The organism is Dietzia sp. ANT_WB102 (assembly GCF_008369165.1).
GTDB lineage: Bacteria > Actinomycetota > Actinomycetes > Mycobacteriales > Mycobacteriaceae > Dietzia.
Genome location: NZ_VOBA01000002.1, coordinates 480,585 through 503,821, shown reverse-complemented (window position 1 = coordinate 503,821; position 23,237 = coordinate 480,585). Strand labels below are relative to the sequence as shown.

At 67.5% G+C, this 23,237-nt stretch carries 20 protein-coding genes; 11 read left to right on the top strand and 9 right to left on the bottom strand.

The window, feature by feature from the left end:
• The first annotated feature begins 4 nt into the window (after positions 1 to 4).
• Positions 5 to 1,150 carry an alkaline phosphatase family protein gene (locus FQ137_RS14010; RefSeq protein WP_149293203.1) on the top strand — a complete coding sequence of 382 codons (1,146 nt, stop codon included), beginning with the start codon at positions 5 to 7 and terminating at the stop codon, positions 1,148 to 1,150.
• A gap of 22 nt (positions 1,151 to 1,172) precedes the next feature.
• On the opposite strand, the gene FQ137_RS15605 is transcribed toward FQ137_RS14010, so the two are convergent.
• On the bottom strand, positions 1,173 to 2,075 hold the full coding sequence (locus FQ137_RS15605) for a hypothetical protein (RefSeq protein WP_255584372.1): 903 nt from the start codon (positions 2,073 to 2,075) through the stop codon (positions 1,173 to 1,175).
• 682 nt (positions 2,076 to 2,757) lie between these two features.
• On the opposite strand from FQ137_RS15605, the gene FQ137_RS14000 reads away from it, so the two are divergent.
• On the top strand, positions 2,758 to 3,939 hold the full coding sequence (locus FQ137_RS14000) for a zinc-dependent alcohol dehydrogenase (protein ID WP_149293202.1): 1,182 nt from the start codon (positions 2,758 to 2,760) through the stop codon (positions 3,937 to 3,939).
• Positions 3,940 to 3,988: 49 nt separating this feature from the next.
• Here FQ137_RS14000 and FQ137_RS13995 read toward each other — a convergent pair whose 3' ends face one another.
• The 3 genes from FQ137_RS13995 to nadA form a co-directional block, all read right to left on the bottom strand.
• Entirely contained in the window at positions 3,989 to 4,513 is a 525-nt protein-coding gene (locus FQ137_RS13995; RefSeq protein ID WP_149293201.1) for a hypothetical protein, read from the bottom strand.
• 64 nt (positions 4,514 to 4,577) lie between these two features.
• The gene (gene nadC, locus FQ137_RS13990; protein ID WP_370452403.1) at positions 4,578 to 5,465 is read right to left on the bottom strand and encodes a carboxylating nicotinate-nucleotide diphosphorylase; all 888 of its coding nucleotides are present in this window, start codon (positions 5,463 to 5,465) and stop codon (positions 4,578 to 4,580) included.
• Positions 5,462 to 6,472 carry a quinolinate synthase NadA gene (gene nadA, locus FQ137_RS13985; protein ID WP_188065083.1) on the bottom strand — a complete coding sequence of 337 codons (1,011 nt, stop codon included), beginning with the start codon at positions 6,470 to 6,472 and terminating at the stop codon, positions 5,462 to 5,464. The genes nadC and nadA overlap by 4 nt, the downstream gene beginning before the upstream one ends.
• 182 nt (positions 6,473 to 6,654) lie before the next feature.
• Here nadA and FQ137_RS13980 point away from each other — a divergent pair, with 182 nt between their 5' ends.
• Positions 6,655 to 7,362, top strand: coding sequence for an NUDIX domain-containing protein (locus FQ137_RS13980; protein ID WP_149293199.1), 708 nt, complete (start codon positions 6,655 to 6,657; stop codon positions 7,360 to 7,362).
• A 7-nt stretch (positions 7,363 to 7,369) separates the two neighbouring features.
• Here FQ137_RS13980 and FQ137_RS13975 read toward each other — a convergent pair whose 3' ends face one another.
• Positions 7,370 to 7,963, bottom strand: a complete 594-nt coding sequence (locus FQ137_RS13975) for a hypothetical protein (RefSeq protein WP_149293198.1) — start codon at positions 7,961 to 7,963, stop codon at positions 7,370 to 7,372.
• A gap of 142 nt (positions 7,964 to 8,105) precedes the next feature.
• On the opposite strand from FQ137_RS13975, the gene FQ137_RS13970 reads away from it, so the two are divergent.
• The 3 genes from FQ137_RS13970 to treY are packed head-to-tail and all read left to right on the top strand — an operon-like array spanning position 8,106 to position 14,895.
• Positions 8,106 to 10,265 (top strand): acyltransferase family protein, encoded by a 2,160-nt coding sequence (locus FQ137_RS13970; RefSeq protein ID WP_255584369.1) that lies wholly within the window; start codon positions 8,106 to 8,108, stop codon positions 10,263 to 10,265.
• 59 nt (positions 10,266 to 10,324) lie between these two features.
• Positions 10,325 to 12,469: a glycogen debranching protein GlgX gene (gene glgX / locus FQ137_RS13965; protein ID WP_255584368.1), complete on the top strand. Its 2,145-nt coding sequence runs from the start codon at positions 10,325 to 10,327 to the stop codon at positions 12,467 to 12,469.
• Between the two features lie 2 nt (positions 12,470 to 12,471).
• Positions 12,472 to 14,895, top strand: a complete 2,424-nt coding sequence (gene treY, locus FQ137_RS13960) for a malto-oligosyltrehalose synthase (RefSeq protein WP_149293197.1) — start codon at positions 12,472 to 12,474, stop codon at positions 14,893 to 14,895.
• Between the two features lie 44 nt (positions 14,896 to 14,939).
• Here the strand turns inward: treY and FQ137_RS13955 are convergent, their stop codons facing one another.
• Entirely contained in the window at positions 14,940 to 15,305 is a 366-nt protein-coding gene (locus FQ137_RS13955) for an RNA-binding S4 domain-containing protein (protein WP_149293196.1), read from the bottom strand.
• 98 nt (positions 15,306 to 15,403) lie between these two features.
• Between FQ137_RS13955 and FQ137_RS13950 the strand changes: the two genes are divergently transcribed.
• Positions 15,404 to 16,078, top strand: a complete 675-nt coding sequence (locus FQ137_RS13950; protein WP_149293195.1) for a nitroreductase — start codon at positions 15,404 to 15,406, stop codon at positions 16,076 to 16,078.
• 17 nt (positions 16,079 to 16,095) lie between these two features.
• Here the strand turns inward: FQ137_RS13950 and FQ137_RS13945 are convergent, their stop codons facing one another.
• Positions 16,096 to 16,335: a hypothetical protein gene (locus tag FQ137_RS13945; protein WP_149293194.1), complete on the bottom strand. Its 240-nt coding sequence runs from the start codon at positions 16,333 to 16,335 to the stop codon at positions 16,096 to 16,098.
• A 4-nt stretch (positions 16,336 to 16,339) separates the two neighbouring features.
• Positions 16,340 to 17,014, bottom strand: coding sequence for a YigZ family protein (locus tag FQ137_RS13940; RefSeq protein ID WP_149293193.1), 675 nt, complete (start codon positions 17,012 to 17,014; stop codon positions 16,340 to 16,342).
• A gap of 81 nt (positions 17,015 to 17,095) precedes the next feature.
• On the opposite strand from FQ137_RS13940, the gene treZ reads away from it, so the two are divergent.
• Positions 17,096 to 18,910, top strand: a complete 1,815-nt coding sequence (gene treZ / locus FQ137_RS13935) for a malto-oligosyltrehalose trehalohydrolase (RefSeq protein ID WP_149293192.1) — start codon at positions 17,096 to 17,098, stop codon at positions 18,908 to 18,910.
• Positions 18,911 to 18,932: 22 nt separating this feature from the next.
• Here the strand turns inward: treZ and FQ137_RS13930 are convergent, their stop codons facing one another.
• Complete coding sequence (locus tag FQ137_RS13930; protein ID WP_149293191.1) at positions 18,933 to 20,597, bottom strand: hypothetical protein; 1,665 nt, start codon at positions 20,595 to 20,597, stop codon at positions 18,933 to 18,935.
• Between the two features lie 274 nt (positions 20,598 to 20,871).
• Here FQ137_RS13930 and FQ137_RS13925 point away from each other — a divergent pair, with 274 nt between their 5' ends.
• The 3 genes from FQ137_RS13925 (at position 20,872) to FQ137_RS13915 (ending at position 23,116) form a co-directional block, all read left to right on the top strand.
• The gene (locus FQ137_RS13925; protein WP_149293190.1) at positions 20,872 to 21,612 is read left to right on the top strand and encodes a hypothetical protein; all 741 of its coding nucleotides are present in this window, start codon (positions 20,872 to 20,874) and stop codon (positions 21,610 to 21,612) included.
• Between the two features lie 44 nt (positions 21,613 to 21,656).
• The gene (locus FQ137_RS13920; protein ID WP_149293189.1) at positions 21,657 to 22,361 is read left to right on the top strand and encodes a hypothetical protein; all 705 of its coding nucleotides are present in this window, start codon (positions 21,657 to 21,659) and stop codon (positions 22,359 to 22,361) included.
• A gap of 149 nt (positions 22,362 to 22,510) precedes the next feature.
• Entirely contained in the window at positions 22,511 to 23,116 is a 606-nt protein-coding gene (locus FQ137_RS13915; protein WP_149293188.1) for a hypothetical protein, read from the top strand.
• The last annotated feature ends 121 nt before the right edge of the window (positions 23,117 to 23,237 follow it).

Below are 23,237 nucleotides of genomic sequence, written 5' to 3'. Positions count from 1 at the left end.
AGGGATGACTCAGCTGCCCACCGCACCGACCGCACACTCCCTGGCGGATGTCATGCCCTCCATCGCCTCCGCGCTGGGCACAGACCAACGCAACCCACTGCATATAGCACCGGCGAAAGACGCGGTGCTCGTACTCATCGACGGTTTGGGCGCCGAACTTATCCGCCACTACGCCGACGAGGCTCCCACCCTCGCGGGGATGACCCGCCACATTATCTCTGCGGGTTTTCCCGCGACCACGGCCACGAGCCTGACGAGCCTCGCAGTAGGTGCACCGTGCTCGAAGCACGGGATCGTGGGATACAGCTTCCGCCTCTCGGACGATTCCGGGGGGCCGCCGACGTCGTTCAATCCGCTCCGGTGGACGCTCGAGTCCGCGGGCGGCCCCTCGGCGATGGATCGTTTCCCACCTCGCCAGGTCCAGCAGCAGCCCAGCCTCCTAGAACTGCTCGCCGATGACGGAGTCGACGTGACCTACGTGATGCGAGAGGATTTCCGCGATTCGGGTTTGACCCGTGCAGCCTTCCGAGCCCACGGCGACTACCGACCAGCGAACTCCCTTGACGAGATCCGGCGTGGCGTCCTCGACACCTTCAGCCGACCGTCGCGCAACCGACGGTTTGCTTACGGCTACTTCGGCGACCTCGATCTCATCGGTCATATACACGGTCCTGGATCTTCTCAGTGGCTGCAGTCCCTTCGCGACGTGGACGCATTCGTCGCAGATCTGGCCACTGACCTCCCCCGCGACTGTAGGTTCCTCCTGACAGCGGACCACGGAATGGTCACCGCTGAGACTGTCGTCGATATCGACACGACGCCGGCGCTGCTCGCTGGTGTCGAGTCCGTGGCCGGCGAGGCTCGCGTCCGCCACGTCTACTCCCGGCCGGGATCGACCGGCGACGTCCTTCTGGCGTGGCGTTCTGAGTTGGCCGACCGCGCCCGAGTCATCAGTCGAGACCAGGCCCTGGACGAACATCTCTTCGGCCCCGACCGCGACCACGCCAGCCGCCTCGGAGATGTGATCGCCATCGCTACCGGCGGCGTGATCCTCGCCCGAACGCAGGCCGAGAGAATGGAGTCTTCCCTGCTCGGCCACCACGGAGCCAACACCCCCGCGGAGCAGCACATCCCGCTACTGATCCGCTAACCCCAGACGGCCCGTCGCGGAGTCAGCAGACGACAAGGTCGGACGGGTCGCTCGTGGTGTCAAGCCACCGCCCGTAGGCAGGCGGCCCGGCCGCGCGCACATCACGGCACAACTCCTGGCGTGTGTAACCGGACGGTCGGTAGACCGCATAGATGACGTTCCCGTTCTCGTCCCGCGAACGCAGCGACGGACACGCCATGTCAGTGCGTAGATACGAGGCTCCAGGATTCACGTCCAATGCGGACGCGATCTCCTGTGCGTAGGCCCCCGGTGTGACGGCCGAGAACAGAACAACGATCCCGCGACCATCGCAGGCTGGCCTCGTCATGGGCGTAGACAGTCCCAGGTCTCCCGTCGCTCCCGACAACCGCGGGCACTGATTCAGAAGCGTCAACAGTTCGCCGGGCATACCGTCGCGTTCGGCGTCATCCCTGCAGACGCTCGAAGGAATGCTGGTGTATCGGCTCCACGCCCCATCAAGACGGCTGACGATGTACTGCGTGTCGCCAGCCGGTTCCCCTGGCGGGACGTAGACGTGAGCGAGCGCCCAGTCGCCCAGACACCGGTCGACATTGACGTTTCGCCGGTCGATTCCCGCGTCGTCCGCAATCTCGTCCGGGTCGCATGCGACGCCACCGACCGACCCGACTCGTGCGCTCTCTTCGGACGACCCCGGCGTTGGTGTCTGAGCGTCGGCCGACGGCGCCTCGGTTGACGAGGGTGGCGCGAACGCGGCCGTCGGCTGATCGTCACCGGCCGCGAGGAGATACCCGACGACGCCTGCAAGGGCGATCAGTAGCACCACGATGAGCGCCCCCATCGCCCACACGAGGGAGTTCCGGCGCGGGAGTTGCGCAGGCCCGCCGTACGGGGCCTGCACCCACTCGTCGGCGCCCCAACCGGGCCCGTTGGGAGGACTACTCATGGTCACCAACCATCTACGGGGCCGGGAAACCGACCTATCCGATCTGAATGATAGTTACTTTATCCGGGGTGGAGTCGCAGATTTCTAGCTTTGGCGTGGACCGGAACGGAACCCCCCGGGGGGTTCGTGCGCGTCGCACAACTCGCACGGAACGATCTCACGACGAGATGGCCACCACCGTTGCCAGGCGGGACGGAGACCGACGACGAGTGCAACCACAGCTCAAGCGAGCCCCGACCGGGTGGTCTCAACCGGCGTAATGACGCAATGCACTCGGTGCCGGGCGCGCATTGACCAAGCCGCTCCACATCTCTCCCGTAGATTTGGGGGATCTGGCTGGGCGGATCGACGACTACGGCGACAAAATCACCGCGATCGCACCGGAAAATGCGCTCATGACGATTGCATCAGAAGCGAGGGAAGCAGGCTTGCGACCGCCACCGAGGTGATCGTCGAATCGAATGCCCACGACGCGACGATGCTCGGCGGGGGTGCTCCGATGCAGATTCGCCTATCTGGCGCCCTCGCCTGGAACCCGGATGAGATCGAGTCGCAGCTGACCGCGGTCCGAGCCTGCATAGCCACGACGAACGCTCGCCTACCGGATGCGGACTGCGCCCGCCGTAATTACGGTCGGTGCCATGCGTGAACGCGCATGGCACGACCAGAGAGGGGCCGGCGTATGAAGGCAGTCACCTGGCACGGCAAGCGCGACGTCCGCGTCGAGGATGTCCCTGATCCCAAGATCCAGGAACCCACCGATGCGATCGTCAAGATCACGAGCACCAACATCTGCGGATCTGATCTACACCTGTACGAGGTGCTGGGCCCTTTCATGAACGAGGGCGACATCCTCGGTCACGAACCCATGGGAATCGTGGAGGAGGTCGGTGCCGAGGCGAGTGGCCTCACGCCCGGTGACCGCGTCGTTATGCCCTTCCAGATCTCCTGCGGGCACTGTTACATGTGCGGCAAGGGCCTGAACACCCAGTGCGAGACCACCCAGGTCAGAGATCAGGGCATGGGTGCGGCACTGTTCGGCTACTCCGAGCTGTACGGCAGCGTCTCCGGTGGCCAGGCCGAGTACCTGCGGGTCCCGCAAGCGCAGAACACCACCATCAAGGTGCCCCATGAGCACGCCGACGACCGCTACCTCTACCTGTCCGATGTCCTCCCCACCGCGTGGCAGGCGGTGGAGTACGCGGAGGTCCCCGACGGCGGGACGGTCGTCGTGCTGGGCCTCGGCCCGATCGGTGACATGGCCGCTCGGATCGCCGCCCACCGTGGACATCGAGTGATCGGCGTGGACCCGGTCCCCGAGCGCCGAGCACGCCAGGCCCACCGGGGCATCGAGGTCCTCGATCCGACCCACCTCCCCGGAGATCTGGGCGAGGTCATCCGCGACATGACCGACGGCCGCGGACCCGACTCGGTGATCGACGCGGTCGGCATGGAGGCGCACGGATCGCCGGTCGCGAGCGCCGCGCAGGCCGCCGTGGGCCTGATGCCGAAGATCTTCGGCAAGAAGATGATGGAGCACGCCGGTGTCGACCGTCTCGGTGCGTTCTACTCAGCCATCGACATCGTGCGCCGCGGCGGAACCATCTCGCTCTCGGGTGTATACGGCGGCACGGCCGATCCCCTGCCGATGCTGACGCTGTTCGACAAGCAGATCACCCTGAAAATGGGCCAGGCCAACGTCAAGCGGTGGGTTCCGGAGATCATGCCACTGCTCACCGACGACGATCCGCTGGGCGTCGACGACTTTGCCACGCATCGGCTTCCCCTGGCCGACGCGCCGCGCGCGTACGAGATGTTCCAGAAGAAGCAGGAGGGCGCGGTGAAGGTGATCCTCGAGCCGTAACCGTCACTCCCCTGCCCGGCGACGGTGGGCGGGTGCGCGACCGGACTGCCTACAGGGCGATCGTCTCGTTCGGGTGGTCGGAGTCCTTGAGCGGCTTCTGGGCCCCGCCGGACAGGGTGGTATCGCCGAGCCGGGCCTCCCTGTAGCGCTCCGCCTGGGCCTGGGTGATGGACTCGCGGGCGCCGTCCTTGGCGTAGCAGACCGGTAACCACGCGCCCTCGCTGTCCAGGCGGGCGACGATCCGCTGCCGGAGTCGGAACGGCTGGATCGCATCGGACCAGGCCACCAGCAAGTCGAGATTCGCGCCGCGGGCATCGGGCATCGAATCGGTGCTACAGAAGTGCTGGACGCTGCGCCACACTGCGAACTGCGCGCCGGACACTGCGAGCGGGTCGACGGTCGGGGCCTTGGCCCTGCGGGGGGAGCGCGCCGGCCGGGCTCCCTTGGGGGGAGCAGGCGGTGGGGGCGGCGAAGTGTTCTCCCCGGCCTCCACGCGGCGGCGGGCTTCCTCCATCCGCTGCAATCGCCGCTCCGCGGCCGTGCTCTTCTCGCCTGAGTCCCAGAACCCCGTCATGACTGTCGACTTTACGCGGACAGCAGCCGTCGGCCCGAGCCCGAAGGCCGCGGTGGGGCGGACCTCACATGTCCAGCCCCAGATCGAGGACCGCGACGGAGTGTGTCAGGGCCCCGACCGCAAGGAAGTCGACCCCGCAGCGCGCGTAGTCCGCGGCCGAGTCGAGCGTCAGGCCTCCGCTGGACTCGATCCGAGTGCCCGGCGAGACCTTGTCGCGACGCTGTACTGCGATCTGTGTCTGCCAGACGGGGAAATTGTCCAGCAGCACGAGATCAACTCCCGCGTCCAGCATCTGGTCGAGCTGGCCCAGGGAGTCCACCTCGACCTCGCAGGGGAGGTCCGGGAATCGCTCGCGTACCGCAGCCAGCGCGGGGAGAACACCGCCGGCGGCGACTACGTGGTTGTCCTTGACCAGCACCGCGTCGCCGAGGCCGAGGCGGTGGTTGACCCCGCTGCCGCAGCGCACCGCGTACTTCTGCAGCAACCGCATCCCTGGCATGGTCTTGCGGGTGTCACGCACAGCGCAATCGGTCCCGGAGATCGCATCGACCCAGGCGCGGGTCGCCGTGGCCACCCCGGACAGGTGACACACGAGGTTGAGCAGGGTCCGCTCTGCGGTGAGCAGGCCGAGCGTCGGTGCGCTGATCTCGGCCACCACGTCACCGGCCGAGACGCGATCGCCGTCGCGGGCGTGCAGCGTCACCGAGAACCCCTCGCCGAGCACCTCAGCGAGAACCATCTCGATCAGCGGCATCCCGGCCACCACCCCGTCAGACCGGGTAGCCAGGCGGGCCGTAGCGCGGGCGTCCGCGGGCACCGTCGCCAGCGAGGTGGCATCCGGGCCGTATCGCAGGTCCTCCTCGAGGGCACGACGGACCGCGACCAGGGCGTCGGCGCGCGTACTGGCGTCGAAGAATTCCTCGTCGTCGCCCCCGGACGTCGCCCCGCTCACTCCCCCGACCCCGGGTTGCCAATGGCGATCATCCGCTCGACGGACCCGCGCGCGGCCTCGGCCGTAACAGGGTCGACGTGCACCTCGTCGGCCCCCTCTACGAGGGCACGCAGCAGCGCAGTCGGGGTGATCATCTTCATGTACGGACAGCTGGCCTGGTCGTTGACCGGCAGGAAGTCGATCTCCGGCGCGGCCTTGCGCAGCTGGTGGATCATCCCGACCTCGGTCGCCACCAGGACCTCACGCGCACCCGAGGCGCGAGCCGCATCGACCATTCCACCAGTGGACAAGATCTTGACCTGGTCCGCGGGGACCGCGCCCTCCGTGGCCAGGTGCAGCGCGCTCGTGGCGCAGCCGCACTCAGGGTGAACGAACAGCTCGGCGCCGGGATGCGCCTCGGACTTCGCAGTGAGCTGGTCGCCGTTGATCGCGGCGTGGACGTGGCACTCGCCAGCCCACACGAGGACGTTGTCGCGACCGGTCTTGCGCCGGACGTGGGCGCCGAGAAACTGATCGGGCAGGAACAGCACCTCGCGGTCCGGGTCGATCGACTCGACCACATCGACGGCGTTCGAGCTGGTGCAGCAGATGTCGGTGAGGGCCTTCACCGCGGCGGTGGTGTTGACGTAGGAGACCACCACGGCGTCAGGATGCTCGGACTTCCACTCCGCCAGCTGCTCCGCAGTGATGGAGTCGGCCAGGGAGCAGCCCGCGGCCTCGTCGGGGATGAGGACCGTCTTGTCCGGCGAGAGGATCTTTGCGGTCTCGGCCATGAAGTGAACGCCGCAGAAGATGATGGTCGACTGTTCGGCTGCCGCGGCGATGCGCGACAGTGCAAGGGAGTCCCCCACGTGGTGGGCGATGTCCTGGATCGCGGGGACCTCGTAGTTGTGGGCGAGGATCACCGCATCTCGCTCGGCCGCCAGGCGGCGGATCTCGGAGGCCCACTCAGCGTCGGGCTCGACGCCTGTGTACACCGAGCCGTCATGGCGGATCTTCTCGGCCAGCGGCGAGTAGAGCCGGCCCGAGTCGACGTCCGGCCGCGGGGCGACCGTCGTGCCGTGATCGGCCGTGGTGCTGTGATCGACCGCAGTGCTGTGTCCTGTGGCAGTGCTCAACGCTGCCCCCTCCCGGGTGAGTCGTGCGGACCGGTACGCCACCGGCCCGTTTTCGACCTACAATCGAAAACATGAAGCAGTGTAACACCGGTCACGAGGTGCTCGTCGTGGTGACCCAGGTCCGGCCGGTCCCGGGCGCCACCTCGCCGGCACTCCACGTGCTTCTGTGGCAGCACTCCCTCGGGCCCGCCGCTGGCCGGTGGGCCCTGCCCGGTGGCGAGGTCCGCGACGACGAGGACCTGCCCACCTCCGCCACCCGGCAGCTCGCCGAGAAGGTCGATGTGCGATCGCTGAGTCATCTGGAATCCGTCGCCGAGTTCTCCGACCCAGCCCGGGTGCCCGGGCGTCGAGTGTTCGCCTCCGGATTCCTCGGCGTCCTCCCCTGCGACGCGGACCCGACCATCCCCGAAGACACCGCCTGGTTCCGGATCGACCAACTCCCCGACACCGCCTACGACCACTCCGAGATCGTCGATCGCGCCCGGGCACGCCTGGCGGCCAAGCTTTCCTACTCCACCCTGGGGTTCGCCCTGGCGCCCGAGGAGTTCACACTGTCCTTCCTCGCCCAGCTCTACGGCGCCGCGCTCGGCCACCAGGTGGACCCGACCAACCTGCAGAGGGTGCTGACCCGACGCGGTGAGCTCGTGCCGTGCGGGCGCAGCGCTCCCCCCGGGCCGACTGGCGGGCGACCCGCAGCGTTATACCGGTTCGCCGAGAGGCGGCTACGGATCACGGACCAATTCGCGACACTGCGTCCGCCGACCGGCAGTGGGTGGTGAGGGGCCGTCAGTCGTCGCGCAGCTGGACCGAGGGACTGGCGTACGCCAAGACCGCCACCGTGAATGCCGCGATCATCACCCCGAAGACCACCCAGTCGAGGCCTGGGGGGAACCAGTCCCACGCAGGGCCCGTCGTGGCAAAAAACATGCGGTCGAAGAACAGTTCCCCCGCCGCCGGGGCTTGACGGACCAGTTGACCGTAGGGGGCGTCCGTCGGCGGAGCGGCCAGCACGTGGGCTAACGGGGAGGCAGCCGCGGCGGCTACCGCGCAGGTCACGCCCGGCAACAGCGCGAGCGCGGGGACGCCCCCCGGCCGCCGCAGGTGCGGATGTCGCTGCCACAGGACCAGCACGGCGCACACGCTCGCGAAGCCCATCAGGACGCTCAGCGTGAGCAACTGGCTGCCGCCGTCCGCCCCCGACTCCGGTAGACGGATGCCCCGACCGTCGCCCACCGACAGGAGCTCCGCGCGGGGCGCAGCGACGATCCAGAGCAGCACCGCGACGAGGAAGGGGCCCACCACGCCGAGTAGGGAGAGCGCCGCGCGCGAGACCGCGCCGCCCGGGTGGGCGGCAGAGATCGACAACGACGGCCTGGTCATGCGCACGGACTGTACCAATGCCCGTGGTATCGACCCGTTGTGGTCTAATCGGACCCGGCTCCGCCGGCCTACGGCACGGTGCCCGATCGCCGGGCCGGGCCCCAACCGACCAACCGGACGACACGTCAGGGAGTACCCGCCAGTGGCCACCATCTCTCCTCCAGCGCCGGCCAGCCGGCGTCGTGGGAAGATGGCCTACCGTCACGATATCGACGGTCTCCGGGGCCTCGCGATCGCGCTCGTGGTGGTCTTCCACATCTGGATGGGCCGGGTTTCCGGCGGCGTGGACGTCTTCCTCTCTCTGTCCGGCTTCTTCTTCGTCGGCTCGCTCCTGCGCGGCGCTGGCGACCCGGGCAGCTCGGTCAACCCCTTGCCGCACCTGAAGAGGCTGGTCCGCAGGCTCTACCCGGCCCTGGTCGTGACGGTCGCCGCCACCGTGCTGGGCACGATGCTCATCAAGCCGCCCACTCAGTGGTCGGCGATCTTCGAGCAGACCGTCGCCTCGCTGCTGTACTACCAGAACTGGAAACTCGCGCTGACCGCAGCGGACTACGCCGCTGCCGACGCGACGATCTCGCCGCTGCAGCACCTGTGGTCCATGTCGGTCCAGGGGCAGTTCTACCTAGTGGCCCTCGCGGTGATCCTGGGCGGGACCGCACTGTGGCGTCTGGTCATCCGCCGAGGTAGCCCGAAATGGCTGCTCGTGGGGGTCGTCGCGGCAGGAACCGTCGCATCCGCGTGGTGGGCCGTCCTCGGGCAGGCCAGCAACCAGGCGTGGAATTACTATGACACCGGCGCCCGTATGTGGGAATTGTTGGTCGGTGGGCTGGTAGCCATCGTCCTCGCCGGGGTCGTCTTACCCTGGCCGCTACGCCTGCTCACCACGGCCGCCGGACTATTCCTGGTGGTGAGCACCGGCTTCTTCTTTGACGGCGCCAGCTACTTCCCAGGCCCACTCGCCTGGTACCCCATCGGCGGAGCACTTCTCATCGTCCTCGGGGGCAACCTGCCGCCCGGCCAGCGAGCCACCCCGTGGAAGGACCCGGTCACCTGGCTGCTGTCCGCCCGGGGGTTCCGCCGGCTCGGAGACATCTCGTACTCGCTCTACCTCTGGCACTGGCCACTACTCATCCTGTGGCTCTCCCACGACCGCGACGCCGAGATCACACTGGTCTCCGGAGTGACGATCGTCGCGATCTCGATCGTGTTAGCGCTCATCACGGAGAAGTACATCGAACGCCCGGTGCGGATGGCCAGCCGGGCGCGGGGAGGCTCCACCCCGGCCGCCGCCGAACGCGATAAGCGCCGGGGCGGCCCGGTCCGGTCGGCCCGTGAGCAGAAGCGGTTCGTCGCCGCGAGCGTGCTCGTCGTCGTCGCCGCCGTCGCCAGCCTCGGCACCGTCGGCTGGTGGGGCGCCACGTCCGCCTCCCGCTCGGCCGTGCCCTACGTCGACTCCCTCACCGACCCCGACCACCCCGGAGCGCGGGCGTTCTTCGAGGACGTCCCCGTGCCCGACGACGTCCCGTACGTTCCCTCCCTGCTCCAGGTCGGCAACGACCTGCCGGCGAGCACGCTGGACGACTGCATCTCCGACTTCGAGTCCACCGAAGTCAAGATGTGCGTGTACGGCGACGTCACCTCCCCGCGCACCGTCGCACTGACGGGCGGTTCCCACGCCGAGCACTGGATCAGCGGACTCGACGAGGTAGGCCGGCACTACGGTTTCCGGGTGGTCACCGTCCTGAAGATGGGCTGCCCGCTCACCCTGGACGCCTCGGTTTCCGACGCCGACGAACCCCTGTACGAGAGCTGCGCCCAGTGGACCCCCGAAGCGCTCGCCGCCCTCGTCGGGCTGGGACCCGACTTCGTGTTCACCACCGCCACCCGGCCCGTCGGCGTCGTGGGCCCCGATGTCACCCCGCGCCAATACGTGGACCTGTGGCGCGCACTCGGCGACCAGGGCATCGGTGTCCTGGCCGTCCGAGACACCCCGTGGCTCAACAGGGGCCGCGGCCCGATCCGCGCCGGAGACTGCCTCGGCGACGGCGGGAGCCCGGAAGAGTGCGGAATGCCCCGGGAGCGCTCGATCTCCCCCATCAACCCTGCCGCGCTGGCCGGAGCGGGCATCGACTCGGTACGCCTGCTCGACCTCACCGACGGACTGTGCGACCCCGAGTTCTGCCCCGCCGTGGTGGGTAACGTGATCGTTTACCACGATTCCCACCACCTCTCGGGGTCGTGGGTCCGGTCCGCCTCCGGCGAGCTGGCACGTCAGATGGGCTCCGCCACCGGCTGGTGGTGACCCGCTCCCGCCTGCGCAGCGACTCACTCGACGCCGGATAGGCACTACCCTTGGGCATCGTGACCCAAGACGACCTGACGCAGTCCGCCCCGGAGCTCATCCGCGCCTGGCCCGGAACCCCCTACCCGCTGGGGGCCACCTACGACGGCACCGGCACTAACTTCGCCCTGTTCTCCGAGGTCGCCGACCGTGTTGAGCTGTGCCTCATCGACGAGGACGGCACCGAGCAGCGGGTCGAGCTCACCGAGGTCGACTACCACATCTGGCACTGCTACCTGTTCGGGGTGACGCCGGGCCAGCGGTACGGCTTCCGCGTCCACGGACCATACGATCCCGACAGCGGCCTGCGTTGCGACGCGTCCAAGCTCCTGCTCGACCCCTACGGCAAAGCGTTCGACGGGACCTTCGACGGTCACCCGAGCCTGCACAGCTACGACCTCGACAACCCGGACGAGCGCAACACCGACGACTCGCTCGGACACACCATGACCACCGTCGTGATCAACCCCTACTTCGACTGGGGCAACGACCGCGCCCCGGGACACGAATATCACAACACGGTGATCTACGAGGCGCACGTCAAGGGCATGACCGCTACCCACCCCGAGATCCCCGCCGAGATGCGGGGCACATACGCGGGAATGAGCCACCCAGCGATCATCGACTACCTCACCGACCTGGGCGTCACCGCGATCGAACTGATGCCGGTCCACCAATTCATGCACGATCAGCCATTGATCGACAAGGGTCTGCGCAACTACTGGGGTTACAACAGCTTCGGGTTCCTCGCACCGCACAACGAGTACGCCTTCGCCAAGCAGCCCGGCGACGCCGTGAGCGAGTTCAAGGCCATGGTCAAGGCCTTCCACGAGGCCGGCATCGAGGTGATCCTCGACGTGGTCTACAACCACACCGCCGAGGGGAACCACCTGGGGCCCACCATCGGTTTCCGGGGCATCGACAACCAGGCCTACTACCGGCTGGTCGAGGGCGACGAGAAGTACTACATGGACTACACGGGCACCGGGAACACCCTCAACGTCCGGCACCCACACTCGCTGCAGCTCATCATGGACTCCCTGCGGTACTGGATCCTCGACATGCACGTCGACGGGTTCCGCTTCGACCTCGCCTCGACCCTGGCCCGCGGCCTGCACGAGGTGGACCGGCTGTCGTCCTTCTTCGACCTGGTCCAGCAGGATCCGATCGTCAGCCAGGTCAAGCTCATCGCCGAGCCGTGGGATGTCGGCGAGGGCGGCTACCAGGTAGGCAACTTCCCTCCCCTATGGACCGAGTGGAACGGGCAGTTCCGCGACACCGTCCGTGACTTCTGGCGCGGCGAGCCCGCAACGCTGGGCGAATTCGCCTCCCGGCTGACCGGGTCCTCGGACCTCTACGAGGCGACCGGCCGACGTCCGACGGCGTCGATCAACTTCGTCACCGCTCACGACGGGTTCACCCTCAACGACCTGGTCAGCTTCAACGACAAGCACAACGACGCCAACGGCGAGGACGGCAACGACGGCGAGAGCCACAACCGTTCCTGGAACTGCGGCGTCGAGGGTCCGACGGACGACCCGGACGTGCTCGACCTGCGCCACCGGCAGCGGCGCAACCTGCTCACCACGCTCATCCTGTCGCAGGGCACGCCGATGATCGCCCACGGTGACGAGATCGCGCGCACCCAGGGCGGAAACAACAACGTGTACTGCCAGGACAACGAGATCTCCTGGATGAACTGGGACCTCGACGCGGAACAGGAAGATCTCCTCGAGTTCACCCGCTCACTGCTCACGCTCCGCAAAGACCATCCCGTCTTCCGGCGCCGCCGGTTCTTCGGCGCCCCCGTCCGCGGCGAGGAGGATCCTCGGGACATCGCATGGTTCGCGCCCGACGGCTCGGAGATGACAAGTAAGGACTGGGACTCCGGGTTCGGCAAGTCGCTCGGCGTCTACCTCAACGGCGAGGGCATCCGCGAACCGGACGAGCGCGGCCAGCGGATTGTCGACGACTCGTTCCTCATGCTCTTCAACGCCCACCACGAACCCATCGACTTCGCACTGCTCGGCGCCGACTACGCGGACGCCTGGGAGAAGGTCCTCGACACGGCCAGCTACGTGGGCGAGCACAACGGGGAACTGCCGGCCGACGGCGCGGTCTCGGTGGCCGGCCGCAGCACCGTCGTCCTCCGGAAGCTGCGCTGAGCATGAGCGGCCCGTCGCGGATCGACCGGGTGTCCAGCACATACCGGCTCCAACTACGCACCCCCGCCTCGGATCCCGACGGCCATGGCTTCACCCTGGCCGACGCCGAGAACCTTGTGCCCTACCTGTCCGACCTGGGCGTGGGCGCGGTGTACCTCTCACCCATCATGACCGCCACACCCGGATCCACTCACGGCTACGACGTCGTGGACCCCACCACCGTCTCGGCCGAGCTCGGCGGGATCGACGCACTGCGTTCACTGCGCGCGGCGTGCCGGGCCCACGGGCTGGGTCTGGTCGTGGACATCGTTCCCAATCACCTCGGCGTGGCCGAGCCGGCTGCCAACCCGTGGTGGTGGGACGCGCTCCGGCGGGGCCCCGACTCCCCGTACTTCTCGTTCTTCGATTTCGATACCGAACCGGAAAACGGGGCCGACGGAAAGATCGCCATCCCTGTTCTGGGATCTCCGGACGACGTGGCCGACCTCGTCGTCGTCCCCCCGTCTGACACGTCCGCGGCCAAGGCCGAGCTGCACTTCTACGACCACCGGTTCCCGGTCGCGCCGGGCACCGGGGACGGCACCGCCCAGCAGGTCCATGACCGCCAGCACTACCGGCTCGTCCACTGGCGCGAACCGCTGCTGGGCTACCGGCGGTTCTTCACCGTCACTGGCCTCGCGGGGCTGCGCCAAGAGGACCCCGAGGTCTTTGACGCCACCCACACCGAGGTGCGTCGCTGGTGCGAGGAGGACCTCGTCGACGCCATCCGGGTCGATCACCCGGACGGGCTCGCCGACCCCGTCGGCTACGCGCGTCGCCTACGAGAGCTCGCCGGCGACGACCGCGTGCTGCTGGTGGAAAAGATCCTCGCGCCCGGTACTCGTACAACCCCGCCCGAGGTGCTCGAGCCGGCCATGCCCGTCGACGGCACCACCGGGTATGACGCCCTCCGGCTGATCGACCAGCTGATCGTCGACGAGCGTGGCGAGGGCCGGCTGTCGGAGCTGTCGCGACGGTACAGCGGCGGCCCCGGCGACGAGGAGCAGGTCCACGCGCAGTCCGCCGAACTCAAGCGGCAGATCGTTGCGGAGGACTTGGCGCCTGAGTTGGCTCGCTTGGCGCGCGCAGTGCGCCGCGAGGCCGCGACGGAGCATGACGGGTCGGTGAGCGACGACGTCGAGGAGTCCCTGCTCCGGGAATCGCTGATCTCGGTGATCGCCCACACGCCGTTCTATCGCGCCGACTACCCCGTCCTGCGCGGCACCCTGCCCACGATCCTGGCGGAGTTGCGCCGGCAGCGACCCGAACTCGGGCCCGCGCTCGTGCTCGTGGCCGGATCGCTGGCCCGCGGCGGGGAGGCGTCGACCCGGCTCGCGCAGGTGACCGGCGCCGCCACCGCCAAGGCAGAGGAGGACCGGCTGTTCTACCGGCTCGGACGTCTGGTCTCGCTCAACGAGGTCGGCGGTTCGCCCGGGCACATGGGTCTGCCGGTCGAGGCGTTCCACCTGTCGATGGCCGAGCGTGCGCGCGTCACCCCCCTGGCGATGACGGCGCTGAGCACCCACGACACCAAGCGGGGCGAGGACGTTCGTGCACGGATCTCGGTGCTCTCGCAGGTCCCCGACGAGTGGGCCGACCTCGTCTCGCGAGTGTTCGCCGAGTTTCCCCCGCCCGCCGAGGACGCCGGGTACTTCCTGCTCCAGGTGATCGTGGGCGTATGGCCCGAGCTGGGCGGCCCGACCGACGGGTTGAGGTCGCGCCTCCACGACTACGCCGACAAGTCGCTGCGCGAGGCCGCCGTTCACACCACGTGGACCGATCAGGACGCCGACTTCGAGTCCGGAATGCACCGGTGGATCGATACACTGGTCAACTCCGGCGGGCGTATTCTCGGTCCGTTCGTCGAGCGTATCGCGCCGGCGGGGCGGGACAACTCGCTGATCGCCAAGGCCGTGCAACTGCTCGGCCCCGGAATCCCGGACGTCTACCAGGGCACGGAAGTGTGGGAAGACTCGCTGGTCGACCCAGACAATCGGCGGTTCGTGGACTATGGCACATTGCGCTCCGGCGCCGTCGCCCGGGCAGGACACCCGAAGTTCGTGCTGGTCCGTGAGCTTCTTCGGCTGCGCCGAGCGAATCCCGCGGCCTTGACCTCAGGGGCGTACGTGCCGATCCCCGTGCACGGCCCCGCCGCCTCGGACGTGGTGGCGTTCACCCGGACTGTCGAGGGCCGGGCTGGTGTCGGCATGATCGCGCGACGCCGCACCGCAGTGCTGTCCGCAGAGGAGTTCACCGGAACCGCAGTGCTGCTGCCGGAGGGGTCGTGGTCGGTCCGTCCGGACGGGGCGACGGTCTCGGGGCGCGTCGATCTCGGCGAGTTGTTAGCCGAGTCCGCCGTGGTGGTGATTGTCCGCGAGGACGATTGACGCCGCCCCCCCCTGGGGCGACTGAGACCCGGCCGGCGGGACCGTTACCCGCGACCGAGCAAGCGGTCGGTCTCGCGCCGCTCGCGCTTGGTGGGGCGCCCGGTTCCCCGGTCGCGTCGCGGCTGGGAGGCCAGTACCTCCTTGGGCGGTGGCGGGGGTGAATGGTCGATGTAGCAGGTCGCGGCCACCGGGGCGCCGACCCGCTTACTGACAGTCTGGACCACCTCAAGGATACGGATCCGTCCCAGAGTCCCGGTTACCTGCACACGGTCGCCCGGCACGATGCTCTTCGACGGCTGCACCGCCTCGCCGTTGACCTTGACGTGACCGCCCCGGCAGGCGGCTGCCGCCTTGGTCCGCGACGGGAACAACCGCACCGACCACGTCCACGCGTCCACGCGAACACCCATGGCCCGAGGATAACCGCAGTCGCGGCCTCCCCCGGGCCGGTGCGGGCCTCGTGGAAGACTGGGCTCACACTTTCCGTGAGTTTTACCCTGGAGGGCCCATGACCGACGCCGCCGCCACGCTCGAGCAGCTCCTCAACGACCGCTACAGCTGTCGGGGGTTCACCTCCGAGCCGGTTCCGGAGGAGACGATCGAGCGGATCCTCCGGATGGCCCAGCGCACGGCGTCGTGGTGCAACTCCCAGGCCTGGCAGGTCGAGCTGGTAACGGGCCAGGCGACGGCCGCATTCGGCAAGCACCTCACCGACCACGTGCTCTCCAACGGCATGCGCTCGGACCTGCCGGCTCCGGAGCGCTACGACGGCGTGTACGCCGATCGCCGCCGGGCCAGCGGCCTGGGCCTCTATTCGGCCCTCGGGATCGAGCGGACGGACAAGGAGGCGCGGCTGCATCAGATGTTGGAGAACTACCGTTTTTTCGGCGCCCCGCATGTCGCGGTCATCACCTCGGACGCGGGCTTGGGCACCTACGGGGCGGTCGATTGCGGAGGCTACGTGTCGACGTTCCTCGCGGCCGCCACGTCACTGGGGGTAGCCACCTGCGCGCAGGCAGCGATCGCCCTCTACTCGGATGCGGTTCGCGAGCACCTGCACATCCCCGAGGACCGGCTCATCGTCTGCGGGATCGCTTTCGGCTACGCCGACGCGGACCATCCGGCCAATACTTTCCGAGCCGAGCGCGCGGACCTGTCGGACGTCGTGCGCCGCCACGGTTGACCCGGGCGGTGGCCGGATCAGTACAGTTCGCGGTTCTGGTTCGGCTTGCCTGAGATGGCCTTGCGGACCTTGTTGCCGTTGTAGATCGCGACTATGGCTGCCAGGATCGCCACCACCGTAAAGAACGAGCTCGCGAACAGCGCGATCGGCAGCGACACAGCCGTCACACCCAGCGCGATCGCGGTGGTGCGCGCATCCTTGCGGACCTGCTGCTTCTGCTGCTCGATCGAGTTGTGCTGGTACGGCTGCATGCTCATGCAGTCAGGATCCCATATCCCGGCGTCCAGCCGCGTTCTCGCTGGTGGCCACGCCGGCTGCCTCCCATTCGACCCCGCCCGAAGTGCGGGCCGCCAGGATCGGGCCGAGGACGTCGAGCTCGCCGGCCACGGTCAGCGTCACCCGCCGCCCGTAGTCGACACCCATCACCCGGGCGCCGGCCGAGCGCAGCGCCCCCTCGAGTCCACCAGCCACGGCGTGGTCGACCTCGGCCGTCCACGAGGGGGTGCTGGCCACCTCCACTACACGACCGTCCCGCCACGCCGCGTCGACCGCCTCGGACACTGCCGCCGAGTAGGCCCGGGCGAGCCCTCCGGTCCCCAGCTTGGTGCCGCCGAACCACCGGACCACCACTGCGCACACCCCGGTCAGGCCACTTCCCCGGAGGACGTCCAGCATGGGAGTGCCGGCGGTGCCGGACGGTTCGCCGTCGTCGTTGCTCCGCTCGATTCGGCTGGCTCCGGGGACGTCCACGATGAAGGCGCTGCAGTGGTGACGAGCGGACGGGTGCGCTGTCCGGAGTTCAGCGATCAGGGCGCGGGCGTCGTCCTCGTCGTCGCACCGTCTCAGCACGGCCACGAACCTGGAGCGCTTCTCCTCGTACTCCCCCGTCACGTCCGGTCCGGCGGTGAGCCGGAGCACGCGGGGCGAATCGGTCATGTCCCAAGTATCGCTGCCGGTGGCCGGTGGGCGCCGGCCACCCTCTCCCCGGGGCCGCGCGATTTCCCTACGCTGGACGCTGTGACCCCACCGAGCCACTCGACCCCGACCGCCACCGCCGCTCCAGCGCCAGCCGACCCGCACGAGGGGGCGTTCTCCGTCTGGTCGCCAAAAGCCCGTGCGATCGGGCTCGTCCTGGACTCCCCCGACGCCGACCCGGTCCCGATGCGCCGCGCTTCAGGCGGCTGGTGGACATGCGAGGTCCCCCGGGAGCAGGGCAGGGACTACGGGTTCGTGGTGACCGGCGACGACGACGAGGTGAGGCCGCCGCGGCCCGACCCGCGGTCGCCGCGCCAACCGAACGGGGTGCACGGACTGTCGCGGGTGCATCGCCTCGACCCGTCCCGCTGGACGGACCAGGCCTGGACGGGGCGGCAGCTCGCCGGGTCGGTGATCTACGAGCTACACGTGGGCACCTTCTCGGCCGGCGGGACGCTGACCAGCGCGATCGATCATCTCGACGAGCTGGTGGACCTGGGCGTGGACATGGTCGAGGTGATGCCCGTCAACGCGTTCAACGGCGAGTACGGCTGGGGCTATGACGGGGTGGCGTGGTTCGCGGTGCACGAGCCCTACGGCGGGCCGGACGCGTTCCAGCAGTTCGTCGACGCCTGCCACGCCCGGGGTCTCGGGGTGTGCCTGGACGTGGTGTACAACCATCTGGGCCCGTCGGGGAACTACCTGCCCGAGTTCGGGCCGTATCTTTCAGCGGCCGACGGGCCATGGGGGTCGGGGCTGAACCTGGACGGCGAGCATTCGGGTGAGGTGCGGCGCTACATCATCGACAACGCGCTGCGCTGGTTCGACGAGTTCCATGTGGACGCGCTGCGCCTCGATGCGGTGCACGCCCTGCACGACGCCTCGGCCGTGCACCTGCTGGAGCAGCTGACGGTGGAGGTGGAATCCCTGTCCATCCATTTGGGTCGGCCGCTGTCACTGGTGGCGGAGTCGGATCAGAACGATCCGCGGCTGGTCACCGCGCGCGAGGGCGGCGGTCTGGGGCTGGACGGGCAGTGGGACGACGACGTGCACCACGCCATCCACGCCGCAGTGTCCGGGGAGCGGCAGGGCTACTACGCCGACTTCGGGTCGCTCGGGGCGCTGCGGCACGTGCTCACGGGTGCGTTCCTGCACGCGGGGACGTTCTCGACGTTCCGCGGGCGCGTGCACGGGCGACCGCTGGACGTGGACCGCGTGCCCGGTAGCCGGTTTGTGGCGTACACACTGACCCATGACCAGGTGGGGAACCGCGCGGCCGGCGATCGGCCGTCGATGAACCTCACCCCGCAGCAGCAACTGGCGAAGACGGCGATCGTGCTGTGTTCGCCGTTCACGCCGATGCTGTTCCAGGGCGAGGAGTGGGGCGCGCGGACGCCGTTCTGTTTCTTTACCTCGCACCCCGAGCCCGAGCTCGCCGAGGCGGTCCGCCGGGGACGGACCCGCGAGTTCGCGGCAATGGGATGGGATCCGGACTCCGTGGCGGACCCGCAGGACCCGGAGACGTTCCGCCGCTCCGTACTGGATCGGTCGGAGCAGGCCAAGGATGAGCACGCCGAGATCCTGCGGACGTACCGCGAGCTAATCGCCCTGCGCAAGGCCGAGCCGGAACTGAGCGATCCATGGCTCGGTGCAGTGCGCGTGGAGATCGGCGCCGAAGTCGACGACGACCGCTGGCTGGTGGTCCACCGCCGGTCGCTGGCGCTAGTCGTGAACCTCGGCACCGAGCCATGCCGGGTCCCGCTCGCCGGCGAGGTGGTGTTCGCCTCGGGCGCGGTTGCCGACACGGACTCAGTGTTCTGCCAGGCGTTCGGGTTCGCGGTGGTGAGAACCGGCTGAGCGGCCTTCTTCGCCGCCTGCGCTACTTGCCCATACTGACGGACAGGGTGCCCATCTCACCGACGCTGCCACCGATAGCTTCCCATGCCAGTTCGGGGATCTTGAAGAAGTTGGTGAGGTCGAGCGATCCGTGGCCACCGCCGGGCAGTGGCGATCCCGGGTTTGTGCCGGTAACGATCGCGGCGACGGACACGGCCGTCTCGCCCGCGTATCGGTCAAGGTCGTTGATGATGACCGGCGAAAGTTTGGCCGTGTACTTATAGGTCGTGGTGTTGCTCGCCTGGGGTAGGTTGTCGACGGGGAACTGGATCTGCTTAGTGGACCCCCCGGCGGTGATCGCGATCGGCGCCCGGTACTCGACGCCGTTGCGATAGAGCTGAACGCTCATTCCTGCGGGGAAGGTCTTACCACCGGGCAAGGCCAGATCAGCGGTGAGAGTGACGGGCATCGATGCGGGCGTGCCCGAGATCTGACCGTTAGTCGACTTCAGGCTGACGGCAGCGTTGATCTCGTTGTAGCCAACGGAGTAGGTCGTGGGCGCGGACGTGCTGGGCTCGATGTCGTTTGGTCGACCGGTGTACGTGGCGGAGACCTCATACTCATTACGGAAGCCTGGGCCAACGAGGTCCGGGAACGTGTAGGAAGCCGATGCGACACCATTGGTACCGATCGTCGCTGTCGGGGACGCCATGATTGCTCCAGTGGCCTTGTTCTTGATGTCGAATCTCATCTCGGCGCCCCCGCCGCGGACATTTGCCATGACCTCTTCATCGCTCGATACCTCTGCGCTGAGCGTCGCCGTACGGCCGGACCGCGGGAGGTGGGTGCCCTCGGACAATAGCCTGGTGGAAGTCTTCGCAAGGTACCGATCATTGGAGTCGGTGCTGACGACGGTCGGGGTCAGGGTCCTGGCATTGTTGGAAGAGCCGCAGTAGAAGCGTGCACTCCACCAATACGACCCGATCGTAAAGCCGGAACGGTGCGCACCTTGGACCGTATTCAAAGCTCCGTTGGTGGCGCTGCCGCTGGGATGAGTCCCAGCACCCTTGAGTCCCACAGCAATCGTGTTTCCCCCTTGGTTCACGGGAGCGCGCATCCGGATGGCCAGCTTCGGGAAGCGGAATGTCTTGCCACCGCGCACCCTAAGGCCTGCGTTCCAGTAGCCGGTTTCAATGATGCCTGTAGTCGCACTGCTGATCGGCACGCTCTCGCCCCCCCAGACACGGGCGACGGCGGTTGGGAATCCGTCGAGATTCGCATACTGGTCCACCTTGATCGGACTGGTGTCTGGCGAGAGTTCCGACTCGCCCCCGATCGACTGCACGCCGAGAATCACGGCGTCGGTCGGGAGTGCGATGTCATAAGACAGTCGGCCGGCTTGGTACCCGTCGCCGTTACCTGAACTAGTGGTCATCGGACCAGGCTGAACGTACGCAGTGAACACCTCGCCTTGTTTGACCTGTGGCGGGTATTCCACGTCGACCAAGTTCGCACCGCCCGGCCCCGTGCCCATCCCCATTTTGAACTGCTTTTCAACGTCAGTCCCGTTGAAGATTGTCTGACATGCGTGTGTAACTGGAACTACCCCTTTGAACAGCTCGGCGGCTGCAGCCTGCGGAATAGGTGAGACGATTCCGCCCACGAGCGCGACTGCGAAGAGGGCCGATGACTTTCGCCATTTGGCCATAACGGGCTCCTTAACGAATCTGTGATCAAAGGGATCTCTCACAACACGGCACCGGAACGCTCGGTGAGATACGGATCACAGTAACATTCCTGCCGACCAACTATCCCACCCGAGCCATTAGCTCGACGCTCCGACCTGCAACCTTGAGACAGTGGAGGGGCGCAGCCTTGCACGATTGTGTTTTTCGTCACCCAAGTGCATACTTCCCGTACCCCATCTGCGAACCAAGGTTTCGCTCAGGTTCGCGCGATACCGGAACTCAGGAGCTAGACGCATGCCCATTAGCCGGACCCTCGGTCGACTCGCGGCGACTGCTGCCATCCTGAGCGTTGCGGGGTCAGGCGCGGTTGCATCGGCGCAGCTTCCCGGAGTGCCACCAGGAAGGAGCGTCGTCGTAGTAGACGACACGACGGTTCAGATCGCTGTCGACGCTCCAGATCTCACTGCAGGAACGGTGGGGGTGAGCTTGCAGAACAACTCAGCCACCACCATCACTTGCAGCGGCATGAGGGGCGAGACCGCCGATTCGATGACGCGGGGAGGCACCGTCACCACGGCTGAAATCGTGGCCCGCACGGTGGACTACTACGCCAAGCACCTCCACACATACGACGGAGTACTGCCCGTCAACGTCGGCAGTGGCGCAACGAACATGGGCATCAAAGTCGGTTTGGGCAGTGTGACCGATCTTATTCCGGGCAGCCTGACCGGTGGACTCCGGCCGGAGTTCGGCGAGGCGGGCCGGCTGGGAGAGCTGTACACGGAAGCACGGCTGAACGGCCTCGTCGGCCCAGTTTCCTCGGTGTCCATCCCCGCTCGGAGCGGAACCACGCTCTCAGTGGTGCTCGGGCATTCGTCGACGGGTGAACGTCCGGCGGACTTCAGGCCTGCCGCAGTGTTCGCTTGCCAGCGTGGTGGACAGGACTACCTGTACTCCGGGTATTTCGGGGAGGACACGCCGAGCATCCCCCTCGGCAGCATCGCGTCCGCCGAGACCGGGCGCTTCGGCAGCTGACCCACCGACCCGCTGCCACGCCTCGCCGCATCAAGGAGAACACCGTGAGTACCTTTGCCCACCGCACATTCACCGTACTGGCCACCCTCACCATGGGACTGAGCGTCCCAGCGGTCGCGCACACTCAGATACCTGGCGCGATCGACACTGGGACGGTGGTCATCACCAACAGTGACCGACTCGTCGTTACCGTCAATCCCGCGTCAGCGACCGCAACCCAGATCACCGGAACTATCCGTAACACGACCGGAAACTCGTTCCGTTGCGCAGTTCCTGGGGTCCGCGGGAATGAATATCCGGGGCAAGTCACCGAGGCCAAGATCGTGGAGAGGTCGATGACCTACTACTCCCGAAACATCTTCCAGCCGATCGGTGGTGTCGAACTGGATGTTGACGGGCCGATCAGACTCGACCCACTCAACTTCGGAAGCATGCTGGACTACTTCCCCACCGGCAGCATGATCGAGCCGCTCGGTAACACCCGCGCGGAGTACATGAACATCCAGGCCGCCCAAGATGACGCCCGAATCAAGGGACACACGGGCGACCCACGAGTCGGGGGCGCCACCGTCTTCAACGTGAGCGCTAACGCAACAGTGAACTGGTCGGCCCAGCTCGGGACCCCAGCTACCGGCATCCGCACCGACTTCGACGCGGCCGCCATGTTCTATTGCAAGAACACGAGCGGCAGCCCGCAGCGAGATTACGTGTTCGCCGGCTACGAACCGGGCTACGTACCCACCACCTGATCGCCGTGACAGACGAAAGACATCCCATGAAATCGGTCACCCGCCTCACACTCGCCGCCGCCACCGCCTTATGGGTAGCCGCAACACTCCCCGCGACCGCAACCGCGCAGAACGTCATCCCCGGAGACCTCAATCCAGGAAACGTCGTTGTGACTTCGCTCCCCGGCGTCACGGTCACTGTCACCCAAACGAACCTCAGCCAGGTGACCGTCACGGTGGATAACTCTTCCGGCAAGAAGCTGACATGCGACGGTCCCGAGGGGGGTTCCGGCATCGGAGCGACCGTGACACCAGCCCCCGTCGCCCAAGCCGCGATCCAGTATTATGCGAACTTCGCCCATAAGCCCGAGCCCCTGGACCGATTCGGCAGTAGCGGCAACCTCGGGGCAGGCAACGGCGATCTCACGGTGGACATCGCTTGGAACCCGATCCTGGCATTCCTGCCGAGCGGCAGCGCCTCGCCCCTCCTCGGCGAGGCTTATGCCGCGCGAGACTGGATCGCCCGTCAGCACACCGCGGCGGTGACGAAGGGTCACGCTGGCGCCTCAACCCAGTTCACTGTCAACAACGCCAGCAACTTCTCGACGACAATCGACCTCGGACCTCCGAGCAATGGACCCCGGACCGACTTCAACGCTGGAGCATTCCTCGTGTGCACGTCCGGCAATGAAAAATTCGCGTTCGCCGGCTATGAAAACGGCCCTCCTGGCCCCAACGAGGGCGCACTTCCCATTGGATCGGTCGGACGGCGCTAGCTCGCACCACCGCACCGAAACCCTCCTGCAAACCCCACCGGTTTAGCGGGAGGGTTTCGTATTTTCTTAGATAACATTGCGGCCTCGCCGAACATCACGCCGGCGCGAGATCCTTAACAGT